The 23,040-nt window shown below is 63.3% G+C and carries 22 protein-coding genes; 14 read left to right on the top strand and 8 right to left on the bottom strand.

The window, feature by feature from the left end; genetic code table 11:
* Positions 1-22 precede the first annotated feature (22 nt).
* Positions 23-1,648: a methyl-accepting chemotaxis protein gene (locus tag ACLEJU_RS21970; protein ID WP_435425727.1), complete on the top strand. Its 1,626-nt coding sequence runs from the start codon at positions 23-25 to the stop codon at positions 1,646-1,648.
* Between the two features lie 144 nt (positions 1,649-1,792).
* On the opposite strand, the gene ACLEJU_RS21965 is transcribed toward ACLEJU_RS21970, so the two are convergent.
* The gene (locus tag ACLEJU_RS21965) at positions 1,793-3,199 is read right to left on the bottom strand and encodes a purine-cytosine permease family protein (protein WP_435425726.1); all 1,407 of its coding nucleotides are present in this window, start codon (positions 3,197-3,199) and stop codon (positions 1,793-1,795) included.
* A 317-nt stretch (positions 3,200-3,516) separates the two neighbouring features.
* Between ACLEJU_RS21965 and ACLEJU_RS21960 the strand changes: the two genes are divergently transcribed.
* From ACLEJU_RS21960 to ACLEJU_RS21915, 10 genes are all read left to right on the top strand, one after another.
* Positions 3,517-4,002 carry a flavin reductase family protein gene (locus tag ACLEJU_RS21960; protein ID WP_294323856.1) on the top strand — a complete coding sequence of 162 codons (486 nt, stop codon included), beginning with the start codon at positions 3,517-3,519 and terminating at the stop codon, positions 4,000-4,002.
* A gap of 75 nt (positions 4,003-4,077) precedes the next feature.
* The gene (locus tag ACLEJU_RS21955) at positions 4,078-5,118 is read left to right on the top strand and encodes an LLM class flavin-dependent oxidoreductase (protein WP_435425725.1); all 1,041 of its coding nucleotides are present in this window, start codon (positions 4,078-4,080) and stop codon (positions 5,116-5,118) included.
* Positions 5,119-5,383: 265 nt separating this feature from the next.
* Positions 5,384-5,980, top strand: coding sequence for an amino acid synthesis family protein (locus tag ACLEJU_RS21950; protein ID WP_435425724.1), 597 nt, complete (start codon positions 5,384-5,386; stop codon positions 5,978-5,980).
* A 68-nt stretch (positions 5,981-6,048) separates the two neighbouring features.
* Positions 6,049-6,882, top strand: a complete 834-nt coding sequence (locus ACLEJU_RS21945; protein WP_435425723.1) for an alpha/beta fold hydrolase — start codon at positions 6,049-6,051, stop codon at positions 6,880-6,882.
* On the top strand, positions 6,879-8,360 hold the full coding sequence (locus ACLEJU_RS21940) for an aldehyde dehydrogenase (protein ID WP_435425722.1): 1,482 nt from the start codon (positions 6,879-6,881) through the stop codon (positions 8,358-8,360). Before ACLEJU_RS21945 ends, ACLEJU_RS21940 begins: the two co-directional genes overlap by 4 nt.
* Positions 8,361-8,373: 13 nt before the next feature.
* Positions 8,374-8,859, top strand: a complete 486-nt coding sequence (locus ACLEJU_RS21935; RefSeq protein WP_060513325.1) for a flavin reductase family protein — start codon at positions 8,374-8,376, stop codon at positions 8,857-8,859.
* A 111-nt stretch (positions 8,860-8,970) separates the two neighbouring features.
* The gene (locus ACLEJU_RS21930) at positions 8,971-9,360 is read left to right on the top strand and encodes a carboxymuconolactone decarboxylase family protein (protein WP_060513326.1); all 390 of its coding nucleotides are present in this window, start codon (positions 8,971-8,973) and stop codon (positions 9,358-9,360) included.
* Positions 9,361-9,448: 88 nt separating this feature from the next.
* On the top strand, positions 9,449-10,213 hold the full coding sequence (locus ACLEJU_RS21925; protein WP_159411114.1) for a GntR family transcriptional regulator: 765 nt from the start codon (positions 9,449-9,451) through the stop codon (positions 10,211-10,213).
* A gap of 1 nt (position 10,214) precedes the next feature.
* Complete coding sequence (locus ACLEJU_RS21920) at positions 10,215-10,778, top strand: NUDIX hydrolase (protein ID WP_435425721.1); 564 nt, start codon at positions 10,215-10,217, stop codon at positions 10,776-10,778.
* Between the two features lie 74 nt (positions 10,779-10,852).
* On the top strand, positions 10,853-13,018 hold the full coding sequence (locus tag ACLEJU_RS21915; protein WP_435425720.1) for an ATP-binding protein: 2,166 nt from the start codon (positions 10,853-10,855) through the stop codon (positions 13,016-13,018).
* 43 nt (positions 13,019-13,061) lie between these two features.
* On the opposite strand, the gene ACLEJU_RS21910 is transcribed toward ACLEJU_RS21915, so the two are convergent.
* Both ACLEJU_RS21910 and ACLEJU_RS21905 read right to left on the bottom strand, forming a co-directional pair.
* Entirely contained in the window at positions 13,062-13,694 is a 633-nt protein-coding gene (locus ACLEJU_RS21910) for a LysE family translocator (RefSeq protein WP_435425719.1), read from the bottom strand.
* A 64-nt stretch (positions 13,695-13,758) separates the two neighbouring features.
* A complete protein-coding gene (locus tag ACLEJU_RS21905; RefSeq protein WP_435425718.1) occupies positions 13,759-14,373 on the bottom strand; it encodes a LysE family translocator in 615 nt (204 codons plus the stop codon).
* A gap of 111 nt (positions 14,374-14,484) precedes the next feature.
* Here ACLEJU_RS21905 and ACLEJU_RS21900 point away from each other — a divergent pair, with 111 nt between their 5' ends.
* Together ACLEJU_RS21900 and ACLEJU_RS21895 are read left to right on the top strand one after the other, a co-directional pair.
* The gene (locus tag ACLEJU_RS21900; RefSeq protein WP_435425717.1) at positions 14,485-14,937 is read left to right on the top strand and encodes an Lrp/AsnC family transcriptional regulator; all 453 of its coding nucleotides are present in this window, start codon (positions 14,485-14,487) and stop codon (positions 14,935-14,937) included.
* A 326-nt stretch (positions 14,938-15,263) separates the two neighbouring features.
* Entirely contained in the window at positions 15,264-16,676 is a 1,413-nt protein-coding gene (locus tag ACLEJU_RS21895) for a purine-cytosine permease family protein (RefSeq protein ID WP_435425716.1), read from the top strand.
* Positions 16,677-16,756: 80 nt separating this feature from the next.
* Here ACLEJU_RS21895 and ACLEJU_RS21890 read toward each other — a convergent pair whose 3' ends face one another.
* The 5 genes from ACLEJU_RS21890 to glnT form a co-directional block, all read right to left on the bottom strand.
* Positions 16,757-17,578 carry a M15 family metallopeptidase gene (locus ACLEJU_RS21890; protein ID WP_435425715.1) on the bottom strand — a complete coding sequence of 274 codons (822 nt, stop codon included), beginning with the start codon at positions 17,576-17,578 and terminating at the stop codon, positions 16,757-16,759.
* 159 nt (positions 17,579-17,737) lie between these two features.
* Positions 17,738-19,063 (bottom strand): FMN-binding glutamate synthase family protein, encoded by a 1,326-nt coding sequence (locus ACLEJU_RS21885; protein WP_103446883.1) that lies wholly within the window; start codon positions 19,061-19,063, stop codon positions 17,738-17,740.
* Positions 19,064-19,078: 15 nt separating this feature from the next.
* Positions 19,079-19,753: a protein glxC gene (locus ACLEJU_RS21880; protein WP_435425714.1), complete on the bottom strand. Its 675-nt coding sequence runs from the start codon at positions 19,751-19,753 to the stop codon at positions 19,079-19,081.
* Between the two features lie 27 nt (positions 19,754-19,780).
* The gene (locus tag ACLEJU_RS21875; protein WP_435425713.1) at positions 19,781-20,686 is read right to left on the bottom strand and encodes a class II glutamine amidotransferase; all 906 of its coding nucleotides are present in this window, start codon (positions 20,684-20,686) and stop codon (positions 19,781-19,783) included.
* Positions 20,687-20,751: 65 nt separating this feature from the next.
* Positions 20,752-22,086, bottom strand: coding sequence for a type III glutamate--ammonia ligase (gene glnT, locus ACLEJU_RS21870; RefSeq protein ID WP_435425712.1), 1,335 nt, complete (start codon positions 22,084-22,086; stop codon positions 20,752-20,754).
* A gap of 346 nt (positions 22,087-22,432) precedes the next feature.
* Here glnT and ACLEJU_RS21865 point away from each other — a divergent pair, with 346 nt between their 5' ends.
* The gene (locus tag ACLEJU_RS21865; RefSeq protein ID WP_400724832.1) at positions 22,433-23,026 is read left to right on the top strand and encodes a helix-turn-helix domain-containing protein; all 594 of its coding nucleotides are present in this window, start codon (positions 22,433-22,435) and stop codon (positions 23,024-23,026) included.
* Positions 23,027-23,040: the final 14 nt, after the last annotated feature.

Raw genomic sequence — 23,040 nt, 5'->3', positions numbered from 1 at the left:
CGCCAACGTCAAGGAGCATTCCATGCAGTTACGGAATATGAAGATAGGCACCCGCGCTACCAGCGTTTTCGCCCTGTTGGGCGCATTGGTCCTGGCCATGGGCCTTATCGCAATCTATGAAACCCGGCAGATGGACTCGGCCACGGACGAAATCCGTGTCACCTGGATACCCGCCGTGGTTGCCCTCAGTGAAATCAGTACCAACCTTGGCCGCGCCCGCGCCGTCACCCTGCGCGCCGCGCTAGAAGATAATGCCGGCGAACAAGCACGCAACATCGAGCTGGCCACAGGCATCAACGAGCAGCTCAAAGGTGGCCTCAAGGACTATGAGGACACCATCATCGCCGCCGATGACCGAGCCCTGTTCAACGCTTTCAACAGTGCCCATCAGCAATACCTCGATCTGCAGTTACGCGTCCTGCAGGACATCGCGGCCGGTCGCATGGATGAGGCCAAGCAGCAGATCAGCGGCCCGCTCACCCAGTACGCCGACAGCATGATGAAGGCCATGGCCGCGCTCATTGCCTACAACGGCAAAGGCGCCGAGGACGCATCGCAGCGCAGCAGCGATGTGGCCGACGAGGCTTTCACCGCCATCATCGCCTCGCTGGTGATCATCATGCTCGCCCTGGCCGCCATCGCCACCGTGCTCACCCGCAGTATCGTGGTGCCGCTGGCCGATGCCGTCGCAGTGGCCGAGCGCGTGGCTACCGGCGACCTGACCCAGGACATCCGTGTCGTCGGCCGCGACGAACCAGCCCTGCTGCTGCGCGCCCTGAGTCGCATGCAGAACAGCCTGCGCGAGACCATCCGCAAGATCGCCGCCTCCTCCGACCAACTGGCCTCGGCTTCGGAAGAGCTGCACACCGTCACCGAAGACACCAGCCGCGGCCTGCACCAGCAGAGCGCGGAAATCGACCAGGCCGCCACCGCCGTCAATCAGATGACCGCGGCGGTTGAAGAAGTGGCGAACAACGCGGTGAGCACGGCCGATGCCTCGAAAGGTGCCGACCAGAATACCCGCGATGGCCGTGATCAGGTTAACCAGGCCCTGGTCTCGATCCAGCATCTGGTCAATGACGTGACGGGTACCTCGACCGAGATCGAACAACTGGCCAGCAACGCCAACGAGATCAGCCGCGTGCTGGACGTGATCGGCGCGATTGCCGGGCAGACCAACCTGCTGGCGCTCAACGCGGCGATCGAAGCGGCTCGCGCCGGTGAGGCTGGTCGCGGCTTTGCGGTAGTGGCCGATGAGGTGCGCGCACTCGCCCACCGTACCCAGCAGTCGACAGCAGAGATCGAGCAGATGATCGCCGGAATCCAGAATGGTACCGAGCGGGCGGTGTCGGCTATGCACAGCAGCCGCGGCCGGGCGAACGGCACGCTGGAAGTGGCACAGGGTGCGGGTCAGGCGCTTGAAGTGATTGCCGAGGCGATCGCGTCGATCAACCAGCGCAACCTGGTGATCGCCAGTGCCTCCGAGGAGCAGGCGCAGGTGGCGCGGGAGGTGGATCGCAACCTGGTGAACATTCGTGACCTGGCGATGCAGACGTCGGCGGGGGCAAACCAGACCAGTGCGGCGGCGCAGGACTTGTCGCGCCTTGCCGTGGACCTGAATGGCATGGTCGCGCAGTTCAAGGTCTGATTTGAAATAGCCGGGGCCGCATTGCGGCCCTTTCGCGACACAAGGCCGCTCCTACAGGTATTGCGCTATTTCCGATGCTGCGAAAAACCTGTAGGAGCGGCCTTGTGTCGCGAAAGGGCTGCAAAGCAGCCCCCCACCTGAGTATCAGTCGTTGACGCTCACAACTCGCCCCGCCCGCTCGGCCGCCTTGCCACGAGTCGCCAGGCAGTAATACAGCGGCACCGTCACCAGCAAGCCAAACAGCCACGACAAGTCAGCCCCTTCGACAATGTTCGAATACGGCCCCACATACAGCGACGTGTTGGCAAACGGCAGCTGCACCAGGATCCCGCAGGCATAGGCAATGATCGCGTGGTGATTGAAGCGGCCATAGATGCCGCCGTCGGCACGGAAGATCGACGCAATGTCGTACTGGCCCTTCTTGATCAGGTAGAAGTCGATCAGGTTGATCGACGCCCACGGCACCAACACCAGCAGCAGCGCCAGGATCAGGCCGATGAACTGGCCGATGAAGCCGGCCGAAGCATTCAGCGCCACCATCCCGCAGCCCGCCAGGATCACCGAGGCGAGGATCACCCGCACCTTGATGCTCGGCGTCCATTCAGCGATGAAGGTCTGGATCGCGGTGACGATCGACAGCACCGCGCCATACAGGTTGAGGGCGTTGTGGCTGATGATGTTGAGCAGGAACAGCACCATCAGGATCGGGCCCAGCCAGCCGGTGGCCTGCTTGACCGCATCCATCGCATCGGTGCCGTCCGGCACGCACAGCACCGCGATCGTGCCGAAGCTGAAGCACAGGATGGTGCCCAGCGTGGCGCCGAAGTAGGTGGCCCAGAACGGCTTGGCGATGCCCACTTCACGCGGCAGGTAGCGCGAGTAGTCGGAGGTGTACGGCGAGAAGCTGATCTGCCAGATGATGCCCAGCGACACCGTGGCGATGAAGCCCGACAGGTTGAACGCGCCACGGGTCAGGAAGTCGGCCGGCAGTTCCTGGACGAACATCATGATGAATCCGGCCAGCAGCGCCGAACCCATCACCCAGGTACCGATGCGGTTGAGGATGTGGATGAAGCGGTAGCCGATCACGCCGATGGCCGTCGCACTCAGGGCGCCGATCACGATCGCGCCCGGCATCGGCACGCTCGGGGCGATGCCGTGGATGGTCTTGCCCGCCAGGACGATGTTGGAAATGAAGAAGCCGACATAGATCAGCGCGGTGAAGAACACGATCAGCAAGGCGCCGTAACGGCCGAACTGGCCCCGGCTCTGAACCATCTGCGGAATGCCCAGCTGCGGTCCCTGCGCAGAGGCCAGGGCAATGAACACGCCCCCGACAAGATGACCCAGCACGATTGCGATCAGCCCCCACAGCAGGTTCAGGTGGAACACCTGGACCACCATGGCGCCGGTGACAATTGGCAGTGGCGCGATGTTGGTACTGAACCAGAGGGTGAACAGGTCGCGCGCCTTCCCATGGCGCTCGGCAGGTGGAACGTAATCGACCGTGTGATTCTCGACAAACTGGTGTTGCGACGACGGTTGGGACATAGGATTTCAGCTCGAAAGGTCGTTTTTATCTTTGTAAGGAAACCGCATCTAGGCGGCCTCTCAGCTGCGGACCATATTATGGTATTCCAAACTTTTGACAACACTGATCCGCAGTAAAAAACACCCGCTGATCTGCTCGCACAACCCCTGCGACAAACCGTCTCAGCGCTCAACGCCACGGTTTACGTGGCCTTGAGCCGTTCATCGCGAAAAACCAGGGCTAAAAATTCCGCTTGCAAAATAGGTATTACGGTATACCATCAGACACATCAACGATAAAAACCGCGGACCACCGCAGCCCTTTAGAGGTACACCAGATGATCGACGCAAGCATCTACAAGAACGTCCTGGGCTCCTTCCCGTCCGGCGTGACCGTCATCACCACCCTGGACGACGACGGCTCGGTCGTCGGCCTGACCGCCAGCGCCTTCTCCTCCCTGTCGATGGACCCACCGCTGGTGCTGTTCTGCCCCAACTACACTTCCGACTCCTACCCGGTCCTGATCAAGAACAAGCGCTTTGCCATTCACCTGCTCTCTGGTGGGCAGCAGGCCGAAGCCTACGCGTTCGCCAAGAAGGGCAAGGACAAGGCCGCCGGCATCGAATGGACCCTGAGCGAACTGGGCAACCCGATCCTGGCCGGCGCCACTGCCGTCATCGAATGCGAGCTGTGGCGCGAATATGAAGGTGGCGACCACGCCATCATGGTCGGCAAGGTGCACAACCTGATCGTCCCCGAGGAAGCCCCCCGGCCGATGGTCTACTGCCGCGGCAAGATGGCCAGCCTGCCGGCCTTTGCCTGAAGCCTATTCTGAATCGAGACACCTGGCGCCTGCGCAGCCTGGCGACAGACACTTTCAAGCGTTGAGGAAAGCCCCATGAAATTTTCGTTGTTCGTGCACATGGAACGTTGGGATGAACAGGTCAGCCACCGCCAGCTGTTCGAAGACCTGACCGAACTGACCCTGATGGCCGAGCACGGCGGTTTCAGCACCGTGTGGATCGGCGAACACCACGCCATGGAATACACCATCTCGCCAAGCCCGATGCCGCTGCTGGCCTACCTGGCCGCGCGCACCGAGAAGATCCGCCTGGGTGCCGGCACCATCATCGCGCCGTTCTGGAACCCGATCCGCGTTGCCGGCGAATGCGCCCTGCTCGACGTGATCAGCAACGGCCGCATGGAAGTGGGCCTGGCCCGCGGTGCCTACCAGTTCGAATTCGACCGCATGGCAGGCGGCATGCCGGCCACCGACGGCGGCAAGGCCCTGCGTGAAATGGTCCCGGTGGTGCGCAAGCTGTGGGAAGGCGACTACGCCCATGACGGCGAAGTCTACAAGTTCCCGACCTCTACCAGCGTACCGAAGCCGTTCAACGCCACCCCGCCAATGTGGATCGCCGCCCGCGACCCGGACTCGCACAACTTTGCCGTGGCCAACGGCTGCAACGTCATGGTCACCCCGCTGATGAAGGGCGACGAGGAAGTGCTGGACCTGAAGAACAAGTTCCAGGCCGCCCTCGACAACAACCCGGACGTGCCACGCCCGCGACTGATGGTGCTGCGCCACACCCACGTGCACAGCCCGTCGGAGCCGGAAGGCTGGAAAATCGGCGCCCAGGCCATCTCGCGCTTCTACCGCACCTTCGATGCCTGGTTCGGCAACAAGACCACCCCGGTCAACGGCTTCCTCGAACCGAGCCCTGAGTCGAAGTTCGCCGAAGTGCCGGCGTTCCAGCTGGAGAACATCCGCAAGAACACCATGATCGGCACCCCGGAAGAGATCATCGCCCGTATCAAGTACTACCAAGAGCTCGGTGTCGACGAGTTCAGCTTCTGGTGCGACAACAGCCTGCCCCACGCCGAGAAGAAGAAATCGCTCGAGCTGTTCATCAAGGAAGTGGTGCCGGCCTTCGCCTGAATTCCCATTGCCTGAGACATTGCGGGACGCGCCCGCTCCCGTGGGCCCCTGTGGCCCGCGTGAGCGGGCTTTTTTTTGAAACCTGCACGGGCCCTGCAGGAGCGGGCTTGTGCCGCGAAGAGGCCAGTACAGACACCCCTGAATTCAAGGGATCAGGCCACCTTTCGTCCCCCCGCAAGAGAAATTTCAAGCCACCTCTTGCACAACAAATATTATGGTATACCATCAGACAACAAGAGCTGATAACCCTCACCAGGAGCCACCCATGAGTTTCGAAATCCGCAAGATCGTCACCTACTCCGAAGAGACCCGCATCGAAGGCGGCAAGTCCACCGACAAGCCGGTGACCATGGTCGGCCTGGCCGTCGTGATCAAGAACCCATGGGCCGGTCGCGGTTTCGTTGAAGATCTGAAGCCGGAAATCCGCGCCAACTGCTCGGAGCTGGGTGCCCTGATGGTCGAGCGCCTGACCGCAGCCATCGGCGGTGCCGACAAGATCGAAGCCTACGGTAAAGCTGCAGTGGTCGGCGCCGACGGCGAGATCGAGCACGCCTCGGCGGTGATCCACACCCTGCGCTTCGGCAACCACTACCGCGAAGCGGTACAGGCCAAGAGCTACCTGAGCTTCACCAACAAGCGCGGCGGCCCAGGCACCTCGATCCAGATCCCGATGATGCAGAAGGACGACGAAGGCCTGCGCTCGCACTACATCACCCTGGAAATGCAGATCGAAGACGCCCCCCGCGCCGATGAAATCGTCGTGGTCCTGGGCGCTGCCGACGGCGGCCGCCTGCACCCGCGCATCGGCAACCGCTACATCGACCTGGAAGAACTGGCTGCCGAAAAAGCCAACGCTCAATAACAACAACCAAGACGGGCCGGGGCGTGGCGTGCTTACCCGCCGCGCCCGACCTTCAAGGAGCGCCCTCCATGATTCAGCCTGTCGCTGAACGTACACCTGCCGGCACCAGCTACCTGTCCGTCGGCCAGGGCCAACCCGTGGTACTGATCCACGGCGTGGGCCTGAACAAGGAAATGTGGGGCGGGCAGATCGTTGGCCTGGCCAACGACTACCGCGTCATCACCTACGACATGCTCGGCCACGGCCAGAGCGCGTTGCCGGCCGCCGACACCGGCCTGGAAGGCTACGCCGCCCAGCTCGCCGAACTGCTCGACCACCTGCAGATTCAGCAAGCCAGCGTGATCGGCTTCTCCATGGGTGGCCTGGTCGCCCGTGCATTCGCCCTCAACTACCCGCAGCGTCTGGCTGCACTGGTAGTGCTCAACAGCGTGTTCAACCGCACCCCCGAGCAGAGTGCCGGCGTCATCGCCCGCGCCGCCCAAGCTGCGGAGCTCGGCCCCGACGCCAACGTCGACGCTGCCCTCGACCGCTGGTTCAGCCGTGAATACAAGGCCGCCAACCCGGCCCAGGTCGCTGCCATTCGCCAGGTGCTGGCGAACAACGACCCACAGGGTTACCACACCACTTACTCGCTGTTCGCCACCCAGGACATGTACCGCGCCAGTGACCTGGGCAACATCCAGGTGCCGACACTGATCGCCACCGGCGAACTCGACTCGGGCTCCACCCCGGCCATGACCCGCCAGCTCGCTGCCAGCATTCCTGGCGCACAAAGCGTGGTCCTCGCCGAGCAACGGCATATGATGCCCGTGGAAGCCCCGCGTGAAGTCAACAAGATGCTGCTGGACTTCCTCGCCCAAGCCCGCACCCTCACCGAATCCGCCAAGGGGATTGTTGCATGACCCTCGTTCGTTTCCAGATGTGCATCGACGGCCAATGGCTCGATGCCCAGAGCGGCAAGACCTTCGACAGCCTCAACCCGGCCACCGCCCAGGCCTGGGCGCAACTGCCCGACGCCGCCGAAGCCGATGTCGAACTGGCCGTGCAGGCCGCCCAGCGTGCCTTCGACAGCAAGGAGTGGCGCAGCATCACCGCCACCGCACGCGGCAAGCTGCTGCGTCGCCTGGGTGACCTGATCGCCGAGAACAAGGAACACCTGGCCCAGCTGGAAAGCCGTGACAACGGCAAGCTGATCCGCGAAACCCGCGGCCAGGTCGGCTACCTGCCGGAGTTCTTCCACTACACCGCGGGCCTGGCCGACAAGCTCGAAGGCGGCACCCTGCCCCTCGACAAGCCAGACCTGTTTGCCTACACCGTGCATGAGCCGATCGGCGTGGTCGCCGCGATCATCCCGTGGAACAGCCCGCTGTACCTGACCGCGATCAAGCTGGCCCCGGCCCTGGCTGCCGGCAACACCATCGTGATCAAGCCTTCCGAGCACGCCTCGGCAACCATTCTCGAGCTGGCCCGCCTGGCCCTCGAAGCCGGCTTCCCACCGGGCGTGGTCAACGTGGTCACCGGCTACGGCCCAAGCACCGGTGCGGCGCTGACCCGCCACCCGCTGGTGCGCAAGATCGCCTTCACCGGCGGCGCCGCCACTGCCCGCCACGTGGTGCGCAGCAGTGCCGAGAACTTCGCCAAGCTGTCGCTGGAGCTGGGCGGTAAATCGCCGAACATCATCTTCGCCGACGCCGACCTGGACAGCGCCATCAACGGCGCCGTGGCCGGCATCTATGCTGCCTCCGGGCAGAGCTGCGTGGCCGGCTCGCGCCTGCTGGTGCAGGACGAGATCTTCGACGAATTCGTCGAGCGCCTGATCGCCCGTGCGAAGCGCATCCGCATCGGCAACCCGCAGGACGACGCCAGCGAAATGGGCCCGATGGCCACCGCACAGCAGCTGGCCGTGGTCGAAGGCCTGGTCGCCGCCGCCAAGGCCGAAGGCGCCAAGCTGCACATGGGCGGCAAGCGTGCCGAGGTCGAGGGTGACGGCTGGTTCTACGAGCCGACCCTGTTCGAGTGCGACAGCAACTCGATGACCATCATGCAGGAAGAGGTATTCGGCCCGGTCGCCGCAGTCATCCGCTTCAAGACCGAGGAAGAGGCCCTGGCCATCGCCAACGACTCGCAGTTCGGCCTCGCCGCCGGCATCTGGACCCGCGACCTGGGCCGTGCCCACCGCCTGGCCCGCGACGTGCGTTCGGGGATCATCTGGGTCAACACCTACCGCGCGGTATCGGCCATGGCACCGATCGGCGGCTTCAAGAACAGCGGCTACGGCCGTGAGAGCGGCATCGATTCGGTGCTGGCCTATACCGAGCTGAAGACCGTGTGGATCAATCTGTCCACCGCGCCGATGCCCGACCCGTTTGTGATGCGCTAAGAGGTAGCACGAGATGATCGAACCTGGCATCTACAAAGACGTGATGGGCTCGTTCCCGTCCGGCGTCACCGTGGTCACCACCCTGGACGCCGACGGCGGCATCGTCGGCATCACCGCCAGCGCGTTCAGCGCGCTGTCGATCGAGCCGGCGCTGGTGCTGTTCTGCCCCAACTACGCATCGGACACCTACCCGATCCTGCGTGACAGCAAGCAGTTCGCCATTCACCTGCTGTCCGCCGACCAGACCGCCGAAGCCTATGCTTTCGCCGGCAAGGGCAAGGACAAGGCCAAGGGCGTCGAATGGCAGCTGAGCGAACTGGGCAACCCGCTGCTGACCAAGGCCACGGCGATCATCGAGTGTGAACTGTGGCGCGAATACGACGGCGGTGACCACGCGATCATCGTTGGCGCGGTGAAGAACCTGGTGCTGCCGGCCGAGCCGGTGACCCCGATGGTCTACCACAAAGGCAAGCTGGGCGCCCTGCCGCCCTTGGGCTGACCTTGAGACCGCCGGGGCTGCTGTGCAGCCCCCGTTTCACCCCTTTTTTCAGGGGCCGCACTAATCGTCTCACCCTCGGTTGCGGCCCCTTTTTATTCCGGAGTACTGCGCATGAGCAACGAAAAGTACGAGAAAGGCCTGCAGATCCGCACCCAGGTGCTGGGCGAGGAATACGTCAACCGCTCGATCCAGAACGCCGACGACTTCACCAAGCCGCTGCAGGAACTGGTCACCGAGTACTGCTGGGGCCACGTCTGGGGCCGCGAAGGCCTCTCGCTCAAAGAGCGCAGCATGATAAACTTGGCCATGATTTCCGCGCTCAACCGGCCCCACGAGCTCAAGCTGCACATTCGCGGTGCATTGCGTAATGGCCTGAGCCGTGAACAGATTCGCGAGATCCTGCTCCAGGTCGGCATTTATTGCGGCGTGCCCGCGGCGGTGGACAGCTTCCGCCTGGCCCGCGAGGCGTTCGCCGAAGCCGATGCGGAGTCAACCCGTTAACAACGGGCTGTTCGAACCACTGCAAGGAGTGCCTCGGTTCAGGGGGCTCCGTGATGTTGGCGCAACAGCCTCATAAAGAGCGCACCTGATGAAACGCCAGCCACTCGACGACAGCTTCAAGGTCAACCGCAACCCCGTTACCCTGCGCGAAATCGTGCTCGACAAGCTGCGCGGCGCGATCATGAACTTCCACCTGCTGCCCGGCGACCGCCTGGTCGAGCGCGACCTCTGCGACCGCCTGGGGGTCAGCCGTACCTCGGTGCGTGAGGCCCTGCGCCACCTTGAGTCCGAAGGGCTGGTGGAGTTCGCCGACGCCAAGGGCCCGCGCGTGGCCATCATCACCCTGGAAGACGCCCGCGATATCTACGAGCTGCGTTGCGTGCTTGAAGGCCTGATCGTGCAGCTGTTCACTCTCAACGCCAAGGCCAAGGACATCCGTGCCCTGGAGCGTGCGCTCGAGGTCAACCGCGAAGCCCTCGAAGAAGGCGAACTGCAGCAGGTGCTGGACTCGGTGCAAGGCTTTTACGACGTGCTCCTGGAAGGCTCCGGCAACCAGGTCGCCGCCCAGCAGCTGCGCCAGCTGCAGGCACGCATCAGCTACCTGCGCGCCACCTCGGTGTCGCAGGAAAACCGCCGCGGCGCCAGCAACCGTGAAATGGAAAAGATCGTCGAGGCGATCAAGGGCGGCGACCCGCTGGTGGCGCACCAGGCGTCGGTCGATCACGTGCGCGCCGCCGCCAAGGTGGCCCTGGACTACCTGCGCCAGAAGCAGGACGACAACAGCAAGGTGCGCGACATGGTCGAGCCCCTGGCCCTGAAAGAGCCACGCATAGAACCCCGCATAGGCCGCTGACATGCCCAACGCCCCGCGCTACTGCCCGCACTGCACCCAGGAACTGGCCCGGGGCGTTCCCACAGGCGACACCCACGAACGCCTGCATTGCACCGGCTGCGGCTATATCCACTACATCAACCCGAAGATCATCGCTGGCTGCATCATCGAGCGCGATGGCAAGTACCTGCTGTGCCAGCGCGCCATTCCGCCGCGCCCCGGCACCTGGACATTGCCGGCCGGGTTCATGGAAGCTGGCGAGACCACCGAACAGGCGGCCTTGCGCGAGGTCTGGGAAGAAAGCGGCGTGCGCGCCGACATCGTCTCGCCCTACTCGATCTTCAGCGTGCCGAAAATCAGCGAGGTGTACATCATCTTCCGCGCCATCGTCACCGAAGAGACCGGGCAGTACGGGCCGGAAACATTGGCATACAAGTTCTTCGAACCAGACGAGATCCCCTGGGACGAGATCTATTACCCGGCGATCCGGCAGATTCTCGAGCGTTACATCCTCGAACGTCAGGCCGGGGTTTATGGCATCTACATGGGCAATGACGACACCGGCAAGGTGCATTTCATGCGCTGAGGCACCGCTGCCCTCGCCAACCGTCTATTCTCGGTGCAATCTAGAGGCCTCGAGCAAACGGACCGGCACTGCACATGGCAAACTGGCTAGACGGCGGCGGGCTGATGGCCGGGCGCATTCGCAACCACGACTGGGCTGCCACCCCCCTGGGGCCGCTCGACCAATGGCCTGAAACACTCAGGACCTGCGTGGCCCTGTGCCTGGATTCGCGTTTTCCCCAGGCCGTGCTCTGGGGCCCGGAGCTGATCACCCTGCACAACGACGCCTTCGCCCGGATCCTCGGCGACAAACCGTTGGCCCTGGGCAGCCCCTTCAGCGTGATATGGCAAGAAGCCTGGCACGAGATCGGTGACATGGCCGAGCGGGCACTCGCTGGCGAGGCGGTGTTCATCGAGGACTTCCCCCTGCTTATCGACCGCTGCGGCAGCCCGGAAAAGGCCTATTTCACCTTCTGCTACAGCCCCATCCGCGGTGAGAATGGCAGTGTGCTGGGGATGCTCGACACGGTCATCGAAACCACCGCCGGCGTGGTCACCAATCAGCGCCTGAACTTTCTCGACAACCTGGGCCGCGCCGTTGCCAATGCCACCGACCCGGACCACATCATGGCGATCACCACGCGCATGCTGGTGGAGCACCTGGAGCTGTCGAGTTGCGCCTATGCCGTGATGGAAGCAGACGAAGACGGCTTCACCATCTGCGGCGACTGGGTGGCACCGGGCTCGCCGCGCCTGCTCGGCCAGTACCGCCTGGCGGATTTCGGCAGACTGGCCGTCAGCCGCCTGCGCGCCGGGCAGCCCTTGGTGATCAACGACAACCTCAAGGAACTGGCCGCCGAAGAGGCGGCCACGTTCCAGGCCATCGGCATCACCGCCACCGTCTGCATGCCGCTGATCAAGAATGGGCGGCTGACGGCGCTGATGGCCATCCATGACCGTCAGCCACGTACCTGGACGCTCTACGAGCAGGCACTGATCAGCGAAGTCACCGAACGCTCCTGGGCGCATATCCAGCGCATCCAGGCCCACGCCGAAGTGCGTGAGGCAATGGCCGCCCTGGAAGCGCTCAACGCCACACTGGAACACCGGGTCGAAGAGCGTACCGCGCAGCTGCTGCACACCGAGGCCGTGTTGCGCCAGACGCAAAAGCTCGAAGCCATCGGCCAGCTGACCGGCGGAGTGGCCCACGACTTCAACAACCTACTGACCATCATCCGCTCGTCGCTGCACTTTCTGCAGCGCCCAAACCTGGACGAACAGCGTCGTGAACGTTACCTCAAGACCATGTCCGACACAGTCGACCGCGGCGCCAAACTGACCGGCCAGTTGCTCGCCTTCGCCCGTCGCCAGGCACTGAGCCCGCAAGTGTTCGAGGCCGGGCCACGGCTGGAAGCGATGGCCGACATGCTCGACACGGCCACCGGCGCACGAATCCACGTCGAGCTGCAGCTGCCGCCATCGCCCTGCCATATCCGCGCCGACCTCAGCCAGCTGGAAACCGCAGTGATCAACCTGATGCTCAATGGCCGCGACGCCATGGCCGGTGAAGGCACCCTGCGCCTGCGCCTGCAGGCCGATCAGCAGATGCCCGGCCACGACGGACTATTCGCGGCGATTTCGGTGAGTGACAGTGGGGTCGGCATTGCCCCCGAGTTGCTGGAGCGCATCTTCGATCCGTTTTTCACCACCAAGGCGCCGGGTGAAGGCACCGGGCTGGGCTTGTCCCAGGTTTTTGGCTTTGCCAAGCAGTCCGATGGCGATGTCAAGGTCGATAGCGTCCAGGGCCAGGGCACCCGTTTCACCTTGTACCTGCCACAAGAGCCGGCACCAGCCAGCGACGCACATGCCAGCGACCCGCACAACGGGCCTCAACCCAGTGGCCAGCGGCGGCGCATCCTGGTGGTCGAGGACAATCCCGATGTGGGCAGCTTTACCGCGCAAATCCTTGAAGACCACGGCTACCAGATCCGTTGGGCCAGCTCGGCCGAAGATGCCTTGGTGCAGCTTGCCAGCGCGCCCGAAGGCTTCGATGCCGTGTTTTCCGATGTCGTCATGCCAGGCATGGGCGGCCTGGCATTGGCCAGGCAACTGCGCCGCCAGCGGCCGCAATTGCCGGTAATCCTCACCTCCGGCTACAGCGAAGCGATTGCCGAAGGCGGGCACCAAGGGTTTGCCTTCCTGGCCAAACCCTATTCGGCCGAACAGGTGTGCCAGCTGCTCGGCAAAGTACTAGGCGTGTGAAGACATAAACACCACATTTTTTGCGCTGAGCTTCAGCTGTCGCTCAACGGCGACCTTCAGCCAGCATGCGCACGGCCAGGCCCGCCAGCACCGTGCCCATCAGCCAACGCTGAACCTGCTGCCACAGGGGCCGACCGGCGAGGAACACGGCGATAGAGCCGGCCATGACCGCAATCAGCGCGTTGACCGTGACACTGATGGCGATCTGCGTCGAGCCCAGTACCAGCGATTGCAACAGCACGCTGCCATGGCCCGGCTCGATGAACTGCGGCATCAGCGACAGGTACATTACGGCAATCTTGGGGTTGAGCAGGCTGGTGGCAAACCCCATGGCGAACAGCCGCCGCGGGCTGTCGGCAGGCAGGTTCCGCACCTGGAAAGGCGAGCGGCCACCGGGGCGCAGTGCCTGCCAGGCCAAGTACAACAGATAAAGTGCGCCACCAATGCGCAGTGCGTCATAGGCAAAGGGCACAGCCATAACCAGCGCGGTGATGCCCAGTGCAGCGCAGGACATGTAGATGACAAAGCCCAGCGCCACACCTCCAAGGGAAATCAACCCGGCCTTGCGGCCCTGGCAGATCGAGCGGGAGATCAGGTAGATCATGTTCGGCCCCGGGGTCAGGACCATGCCCAGGCAGATCAGGGCGAAGGTAAGCAGCTGGAGGGTATCGGGCATGGGGCACATCCTGGGCGCGCGGGCATGCGGCGAGTGTATCCGAAGCTGTTCGTAACCGCTGAAATCAGTGGATCTGCCCGGCTATCAAACCCAAGGCCACGGTAATCATCGCTACCCCCGACACCCGTCCGACCAGCTTTGCCGCCCCTGGCCGGGTACTTAGCACAGCCTTGGCGCCAAAGCCGACCAGCGAATAGATCACCAGCGAGCTGCACAGGTGCACCAGGCCCAGCAGCAAGATCTGCAACGGTACCGGCCAGCTCGACTGGGGGTCAGTGAATTGCGGCAGCAGGGCCAGGAACAGCAGGAACACCTTGGGGTTCAGCCCACTCACGCAAAAGCCTTTCAATGCCCAGCGCGAGCCCGACTCCCCCGCCCCGCCCTGCCCGGCCGAAGGCAATGCCGGGCTCAGCAACAGATTACCCCCCAGCCACAGCAGATAGCTGCACCCCGCCAGGGTCAACAAGGTCAACGCCAGCGGGTGGCCCGCCAGCAGGCTGCCGACCCCGCCCGCCACCACCAGGGTGGCGAGGAAATGCCCCGACAACATCCCGGCCACTGCGGGCATAACCCAACGCCCGCGCATGCCCGCCGAGATGGCATAGGCCCAGTCTGCTCCGGGGGTCATCACAAACAGCATCGACACGGCCCAGAACGCCGTCAGCACACTGATAGCCACTTGAATCTTCCTTATCTACTGCCTTGGGATGAGGAAAGATTACGGATTCCGCCCGGGGATTTTCTTTCGTATATTCCCTAACAGCATTCACTTATTGGAAGATTCTTCCCAATGGACAGAACTGATCGAAAAATCCTTGCCGAGCTGCAAAAAGACGGTCGGCTGTCGGTCACCGAGCTGGCCGACCGCGTTGGGCTCAGCCTGTCGCCCTGCCACCGGCGCCTGAAGGCGCTGGAGGAGGCCGGGGCGATTCTGGGCTACCACGCTCGCCTGGCGCCGAGTGCGTTGGGGCTGAACTTCGCCGCGCTGGTGTCCGTGACCCTGCGCGAAGTGACCCGCCAGCCCGTGGCGGACTTCGAAGCGGCATTGGCCGAGATCCCGCAGATTGTCGAGGCCCAGCGGCTGTTCGGTGATCCGGATTACCTGCTGCATGTGGTGGCCAAGGACTTGCCGGCATTTCAGAAGCTGTATGACGAGCACTTGACCAGCATTCCCAATGTGAAGCGCTTGAGTTCGACCCTGGTGATGAAAGAGGTCATTCAGGATCGACTGCTACCCATGTAGATTTTCTCTCCCGCGAAGAGGTCAGCACAGACAACTGTTTAAATTGCCCTGCCAATGCGCACTGCGCACCAACACAGCCCACCCCATCTGCTCCCGGCAACCGCCAAGCCCCCTACCTCGGTGCCTCCAGCCCACTGGCACCCTCCTTGCTACCGTCCACCGCTTAACCTTTTGTCAGCCTTAGGTTTTTTAAGGTTTATGGGCACATATTTACTAATTTCTCGTTATCCCCGCGCCCCGCATCATCGCTCCAACAAGAACGCGTCGCCCTTCGCCGGCACGCATCCGGGCAGCACCCGATGCCCCACCTTGCCTTGGAGTCAGTCATGACCAGTGCAGCCAATTCGGCACCCCTGATAGAAAAACACACGATCGGCTATGTGCCGCCGGAAGACCGCCATGGAAAGGTGAGGGATCTGTTCACACTGTGGTTCGGCGGCAATATCGCGCCGCTGCCCATCGTCACCGGCGCACTGGGCGTGCAGCTGTTTCACCTGAACCTGATATGGGGCATCGTCGCCATCCTGGTTGGCCACCTGGTCGGCGGCGTGCTGATGGCGCTGCACTCGGCCCAGGGCCCGCAGATGGGCATCCCGCAGATGATCCAGAGCCGCGCCCAGTTCGGCACCCTCGGCGCGTTGCTGGTGGTGGTGATCGCCGGGGTGATGTACATCGGCTTCTTCGCCTCCAACATCGTGCTGGCCGGCAAGTCGCTGCATGGCGTGGTCGAGGCCGTCCCGGTGCCGGTGGGCATCATCATCGGTGCGCTGGGTTCAGGCATCATCGGCATCATCGGCTATCGCTTCATCCACGTGCTCAACCGCATCGGCACCTGGGTGCTGGGCATCGGCATCGTGGTCGGCTTCGGCTACATCTTCAGCCATGTGCAAAGTGACGACTTCCTCACCCGCGGCGGCTTCAACCTGGCCGGCTGGCTGGCCACCGTGTCGCTGGCAGCGCTGTGGCAGATCGCCTTCGCCCCGTACGTGTCGGATTACTCGCGCTACCTGCCGGCCGACGTGAAGGTCAGCTCGACCTTCTGGACCACCTACCTGGGCTCGGCCCTGGGTTCGAGCCTGTCGTTCGTCTTCGGCGCCGTGGCGGTGCTGGCGATCCCGGCCGGCATGGACACCATGGACGCGGTCAAGCTGGCCACCGGCACCCTCGGCCCGATCATGCTGGTGCTGTTCCTGCTCAGCGTGATCAGCCACAACGCCCTCAACCTGTATGGCGCGGTGCTGTCGATCATTACCCTGGTGCAGACCTTCGCCTACCGCTGGATCCCGACCGCCAAGAGCCGTGCAGTGCTGTCGCTGATCGTGCTGTCGGCCTGCTGCGTGGTGGCGGTGTTCGCCTCGGCAGACTTCATCGGCCACTTCGTGGACATGGTCCTGGTATTGCTGGTGGTGCTGGTGCCGTGGACAGCGATCAACCTGATCGACTTCTACGCAATCCACAAGGGCGACTACGACATCCAGTCGATCTTCCAGGTCGATGGCGGCATCTACGGCCGTTACAACCCGCAGGCGCTGATCGCCTATGCGGTGGGTATCGTGGTGCAGATCCCGTTCATGAACACCCCGCTGTACGTTGGGCCGATCTCCGAGCACATCAACGGGGCCGACCTGTCGTGGCTGGTAGGCCTGGCAGTGACCTCGCCGCTGTACTGGTGGCTGGCCAGCCGTGACAGTGCTTACCGTCGTCGCCAGACCAGTGCCAAGTTGGCCATGGGGCACTGATTCAGCAGTGATGGACGGCGAAGCCTATCGATCAAATGATCAGCAGGCTACGCTCGCCGGACGGCTGTAACGGCACACGCTCAACTGGCGTATTTTTGCATGGTTCGTTCTGCACAATACGCACGCTGGGAAATCGGGCTTCCTTCGTAATTTTCAACCAGGCAAGCCCGATACTCGGATTTATAGCCTTCGAACAACACGGCGGCCTGTTCAGGCGACACGGCTGCGAGCTGTTCGACGAAACTGCGCGGTGCAATTTCAAAGTGCTGGTAATCCACTGGGAAGTTCCAGTATCCGCCCCAATTGATGAAGCCGTGCCTGGCGAAAACATCGACAACCGGCTCGGCCAGCCCTGCCCGCTCAGTTTTCCCGGGGCGATAGTCCAAGCGATTGACATAGCTTCTCGCCGCCGCCACAGGATCGATCAACGCGGCACCGTCCGTGCTTATCGAAATGAAAGGGTTCTGCAGCGGGTTCAGGTCTATGGCCACGCCATACGCATGCAATGACAACCGAGATCCACCTGTTACAGCCCTCGCGTTGAACGCGGAAGTGTTGTTATCCGCCATCGAGGCAGCATCGCGACCTTCGTATTGCTCGATGCCGACCGCTTTGTTCAGCGGGAAGCGCTGTTGCCTGAGTTCCTGGAAAATTTGCAGCACCGAGGGTGCCACGACGTCAAGCACCGTCACTTCTCCCTGGCTACTTTCGCCCATGAAACCGACATAGTTGAAGGTCACTGCACGCAAGCGGTCACACCCCACCGGGTTACTTGGACTGATGACGCCTTTTTCTTCCAGCAATGCACATCGCTGTGCATCAATTGGTTTGATCGAATCTGGCTCTGCCGCACAAGCCGAGGACGCAAATAAAGGCAATACAAACAACACACCTGATTTCATTCTGGTCGTTCCTGGCGCTAGGTTGAGGGAGCAAAAATGCCCGCTCGCCAGATACGTTCGAAGTGTGATGGGCTTCCCCCTGACAGATATCACCGCGCTCATTGGGCAGCCGTTGCCGGGGGTGGGATACAGGGCCGCAAAGCGGCCCCGATCCTTGAATCAGTACTGGGCCTGGCCCGGTACCCAGGCGGTGCCGGCCAGCGGCACCCGCGCCATAGCGGCGGCTTCGACGGTCAGTGCCACCAGGTCCTCGGGGTCGAGGTTGTGCAGGTGTGACTTGCCGCAGGCGCGAGCCATGGTCTGCGCTTCCAGCACCAGCACCCGCAGGTAGTTGGCCAGGCGCCGGCCCGCCTCTTCCGGGTTCAGACGCTTGGCCAGCTCCGGATCCTGGGTGGTGATGCCGGCCGGGTCGCGGCCGTTCTGCCAGTCGTCGTAGAAGCCGGCAGACGAGCCGATCTTCTTCAGCTCGCCGTCCAGACGTGGGTGGTTGTCGCCCAGGGCAATCAGCGCCGCCGTGCCGATCGCCACGGCATCGGCGCCAAGGGCCATGGCCTTGGCCACGTCGGCGCCGTTGCGGATGCCACCGGAGACGATCAGCTGCACCTTGCGGTGCATGCCCATCTCCTGCAGTGCCTGCACCGCCTGTGGAATGGCCGGCAGAATCGGGATGCCGACATGCTCGATGAACACTTCCTGGGTGGCCGCGGTGCCGCCCTGCATGCCGTCGAGCACGATCACGTCGGCGCCGGCCTTCACCGCCAGCTTGACGTCGTAGTACGGGCGGCTGGCGCCGATCTTCACGTAGATCGGTTTCTCCCAATCAGTGATCTCGCGGATCTCGGCAATCTTGATCGCCAGGTCGTCCGGGCCGGTCCAGTCCGGGTGGCGGCAGGCGCTGCGCTGGTCGACGCCGATCGGCAAGGTGCGCATGCCGGCGACGCGCTCGGTGACTTTCATGCCCAGCAGCATGCCGCCACCGCCGGGCTTGGCACCCTGCCCGAGGACGATCTCGATGGCATCGGCCTTGCGCAGGTCATCGGGGTTCATGCCGTAGCGCGACGGCAGGTACTGGTACACCAGGTGCTGCGACTGGCCACGCTCTTCCGGGGTCATGCCGCCGTCACCGGTGGTGGTGCTGGTGCCGGCAATGGTCGCACCACGGCCCAGGGCCTCCTTGGCGTTGGCCGACAACGCACCGAAGCTCATGCCGGCAATGGTCACCGGGATCTTCAGGTGGATCGGCTTCTTGGCGAAGCGGTTGCCCAGCACCACGTCGGTGCCGCATTTTTCGCGGTAGCCTTCCAGCGGATAGCGCGACACACTGGCGCCCAGCAGCAGCAGGTCGTCGAAGTGCGGCACGCGGCGCTTGGTGCCGCCGCCGCGGATATCGTAGATGCCGGTTTCGGCGGCACGCTGGATTTCCTGGATGGTCAGGCGATCGAAGGTGGCCGACTCACGCAGTACCGGGGGGAATTGCTCGCTCATGGGAATGCTCCTGGATCAGTACGCGCTGGCGTTGTCGACTTTGAAGTTGTACAGCTGGCGGGCCGAGCCGTAGCGTTTGAAATCGGCGGCCTTGTGCTCCAGCCCCGCCTTGTTCAGCAATTCCTGCAGCTCTTGCAGGTGCTCGGCGCGCATCTCTTTCTCGATGCAGTCCGAACCCAGCGACTGCACCGAACCCTTGACGTAGATGCGCACCTCGTACAGCGAATCGCCCAGCGCATCACCGGCATCGCCACACACCACCAGGCGCCCGGCCTGGCCCATGAAGCAGCTCATGTGGCCGATGCTGCCGCCGACCACGATGTCCACGCCCTTCATCGAGATGCCACAGCGCGCGCCGGCATCGCCCTCGATCACCAGCAACCCGCCATGGGCGGTGGCACCGGCAGCCTGGGAGGCGCTGCCCTTGACCCGCACCGAGCCGGACATCATGTTCTCGGCCACGCCCACACCGACATTGCCGTGCACGGTGACGCTGGCCTGCTGGTTCATCCCGGCGCAGTAGTAGCCGGCATGGCCTTCGATATCCACCGACACGGCGGCGTTGATGCCCACCGCCAGGTTGTGCTTGCCGTCGGGGTGGGTCACCCGCCATTCGCGGTCCTGCACCTCGCCATGCAGGGTCTGGTTGAGCATGCGCACCGAGGCGCTGGAAAGGTCGATCGTCTTCATGAGTGTCTCCAGTGATTCGGTGGGGGGTCAGGCGCTTTCGCGTTCCCAGACGTACAGGGTGGCCGGCGCCGGTTCCCAGACCTTGGCCTTTTCGATGCCCGGCAGGCTGGCCAGGGCCTGGTATTCGGAGGCCATGGCCACGTAGTCGTCGGTCTCGGCCAGCACGGCCGGCTTGCAGGCGATCGGGTCGCGGATCACGGCAAAGCCGTTGCGGGTGCCGATGGCGAAGGTGAAGAAACCGTCCAGGTCTTGCAGCGCGCCATCCAGGGCCTGGGCCAGGGTGTCGCCCTGTTGCAGGCGCCAGGTCAGGTAGCCGGCCGCCACCTCGGTGTCGTTGTCGGTCTCGAAGCTGATGCCTTCACGCTTGAGCGCCTGGCGCAGGCGGAAGTGGTTGGACAGCGAGCCGTTGTGCACCAGGCACAGGTCGGCGCCGGTGGAAAACGGGTGGCTGCCTTCCATGGTGACGGCGCTTTCGGTGGCCATGCGGGTATGCCCGATGATGTGGCTGCCCTTCATGCCGGCCAGGCCGAAGCGGCTGGAGATTTCTGCCGGCAGGCCCATGCCCTTGAGAATCTCGATGCTCTGCCCGGCGCTCATGATGCGCACGCCCGGTGCCAGTTCGGCGAGCGCGGCGCGGGCGCTGGCTTCATCGGTATGCACCTTGAGAACCGCCGCGCTGGCGTTCTGGAACCAGTCCAGCGAGCACCCCAGGCGCCCTTCCAGCTGGCCCATCAGGGTCGCCCAGGGGTAGTTGATGTCCGTTGCCTGCAGGGTCAGCTTGACCCAGCCATCGGCCACCTCGTCACCGTAGATGGCGAAGCCGGCGCTGTCCGGGCCACGGTCCGTCATGGCTTCGAGCATGGGTTCGAAGAGCTTGCCGAGCTGGGCTTCCAGCGCCGGCTTTTTCAGGTACAGACCTACGATTCCACACATGGTGATACTCCTTCTAGGCAGTGGGTAGCCGCTGCTGTTGCCGCTACCCCGGGATAGGGTGGCGATCAGAAGAATTCGGTGTAACGCTGGATTTCCCAGTCGGAGACGTGGCGGCAGTACTCCACCCACTCCATGCGCTTGAGCTTGATGAACTCGTCGACGATCTCGGCGCCGAGCACCTCGCGGAACAGCGGGTCGGCCTCCAGGGCGTCGGCGGCTTCCTTGAGCGACTGCGGCAGGGTCTTGATGCCGCGTGCGGCGATTTCTTCGAGGCTGAGGTTGTAGAGGTTCTCGTTGCACATCTCGCCCGGCTCCAGCTGGCGGTCGATGCCATCGAGGCCGGCAGCGATGATCGCGGCGGTGACCAGGTACGGGTTGCAACCGGCGTCCGGCAGGCGGAACTCCAGGCGGCCATAGGGGATGCGCACCATCGCCGAACGGTTGTTGGCGCCGTAGGCGACAAACGCCGGGGCCCAGGTGGCGCCGGACAGCGAGCGGCCGACCACCAGGCGCTTGTACGAGTTGACCGTGGGTGCGGCGAAGGCACACAGCGCCGGGCCGTGGGCCAACAGGCCGGCGGCGAAGTGGTAGGCCAGTTTCGACAGGCCCATGCCGCTGCTGTCGGAGGGGTCGTGGAACAGGTTCTTGTTGCTGCTACTGGCCAGCGACAGGTGGAAATGCATGCCATTGCCGGCGCGCTTGGGGTCGGGCTTGGGCATGAACGAGCAGATCATGCCCAGGTCGTTGGCGATCTCGCCGGCGGCCATGCGGAAGAAGGTGAAGCGGTCGGCCGACTCCATGGCGTCGCTATAGGTGTAGTTGATCTCAAACTGGCCGTTGGCGTCTTCGTGGTCGATCTGGTAGATGTCGAAGCCGACCGGCTGCAAGGCCTCGGTAAGGCGTTCGAGGAACAACCGCGAGCGCGACAGGCCCTTGTAGTCGTAGCAAGGCTTGTCGAGGTTGTCGGAGGCATCCACCAACTGCAGCTTGCCGCCTTCGTCACGGCGGAACAGGCTGAACTCGGGCTCAAGCCCGGTATTCAAGGTCCAGCCCTTGTCGGCGAGGCGCTGCACCTGCTGCTGCAAGACGTAACGGCTGTCGTAGGGCCACGGCTGGCCGTCGACATGACCCACGCACACCACCCGCCCATAGCCCGGCTGCCAAGGCACCGGGATCAGCGTGGAGAGGTCGCCACGGGCCATGAAATCCGGGCCATGGGGCTCCATGCCCATGCCGCAGATGGCGAACCCGGCGAAGCCGGCGCCCTCTTCAGCCACCATCTTGAGGCCCGATACCGGCACCGACTTGGTCTTCGCCGAACCGTGGATATCGACGAACTGCGCCAGCACATACTTGATGCCGTACTGGTCGAGGGTGCGCTGGGTTTCTGCTGGCAACATGGGTTGATCACTCCTGGGTGAGGGGCACTAATTCCACATGAGAAACTTAATTTCCTCACAGGAATGCAACGTGCTTGCCAACTCTGCTCAGGGTGATGGTCTTGTGTTGCCTGTGCCGGCCTCATCGCCGCTAAAGCCGCTCCTACAGGAAGCGCGCAATCCCTTGTAGGAGCGGCTTTAGCCGCGATGAGGCCGGCACAGTTGGCACAAAACTCAGGCAGATTTTTTCACTGTATTTATGTGAAACTTGTTTTCACCAGAGGAAAACGGCGGCCAACGCAGCCCCATGTCGCACTTTCCCAGTGCGAAAACTTTATTCTTGAACTGAAACCGTGCAGGACATTAGATGCCAACCGAAACCCAACCGCGTCTTCGCCTGGAGCAGTACCTGGGCCTGCAGATCAAGCGCCAGCGCCAGGCCCAGTCGCTCAAGCTCGCCGATGTGGCGCGCATTGCCGGCATCAGCCAGGGCATGCTCAGCAAGATCGAGAACGCCCAAGTATCCACCAGCCTCGATACCCTGAGCCGCCTGTGCGATGTGCTGGGCATGCCGATGGCCAAGCTGTTCAGCCAATACGACCAGCCCGATGGCAATGCCTTGCTGGTCAAGGCCGGTGAAGGGCTGGAGGTTGTGCGCCGCGGCACCGAGAAGGGCCATACCTACCATTTGCTCAATCACGCCAGGGGGCCGAAGAAGCACTTCGAGGCGTACATGGTGACCATGGATGACGCCAGCGAAGAGTTCCCGACCTTCGCCCATCCCGGTACCGAGTTCCTTCACCTGCTGGAGGGGGAACTGGTCTACCGCCACGGCAACCAGCTCTACCACATGCAAGCTGGCGACAGCCTGACCTTCGATGGCGAAACCCCGCATGGCCCTGAGCAGTTGGTACAGGTGCCGATCCGCCTGCTGTCGATCATGAATTACGGAGAGGAATAAGAAGGCGCTGCAAG

The organism is Pseudomonas sp. SMN11, from assembly GCF_052041945.1.
GTDB lineage: Bacteria > Pseudomonadota > Gammaproteobacteria > Pseudomonadales > Pseudomonadaceae > Aquipseudomonas.
The sequence above is the reverse complement of the archived record's forward strand: the minus strand, read 5'-3'. Positions and strand labels throughout refer to the sequence as shown.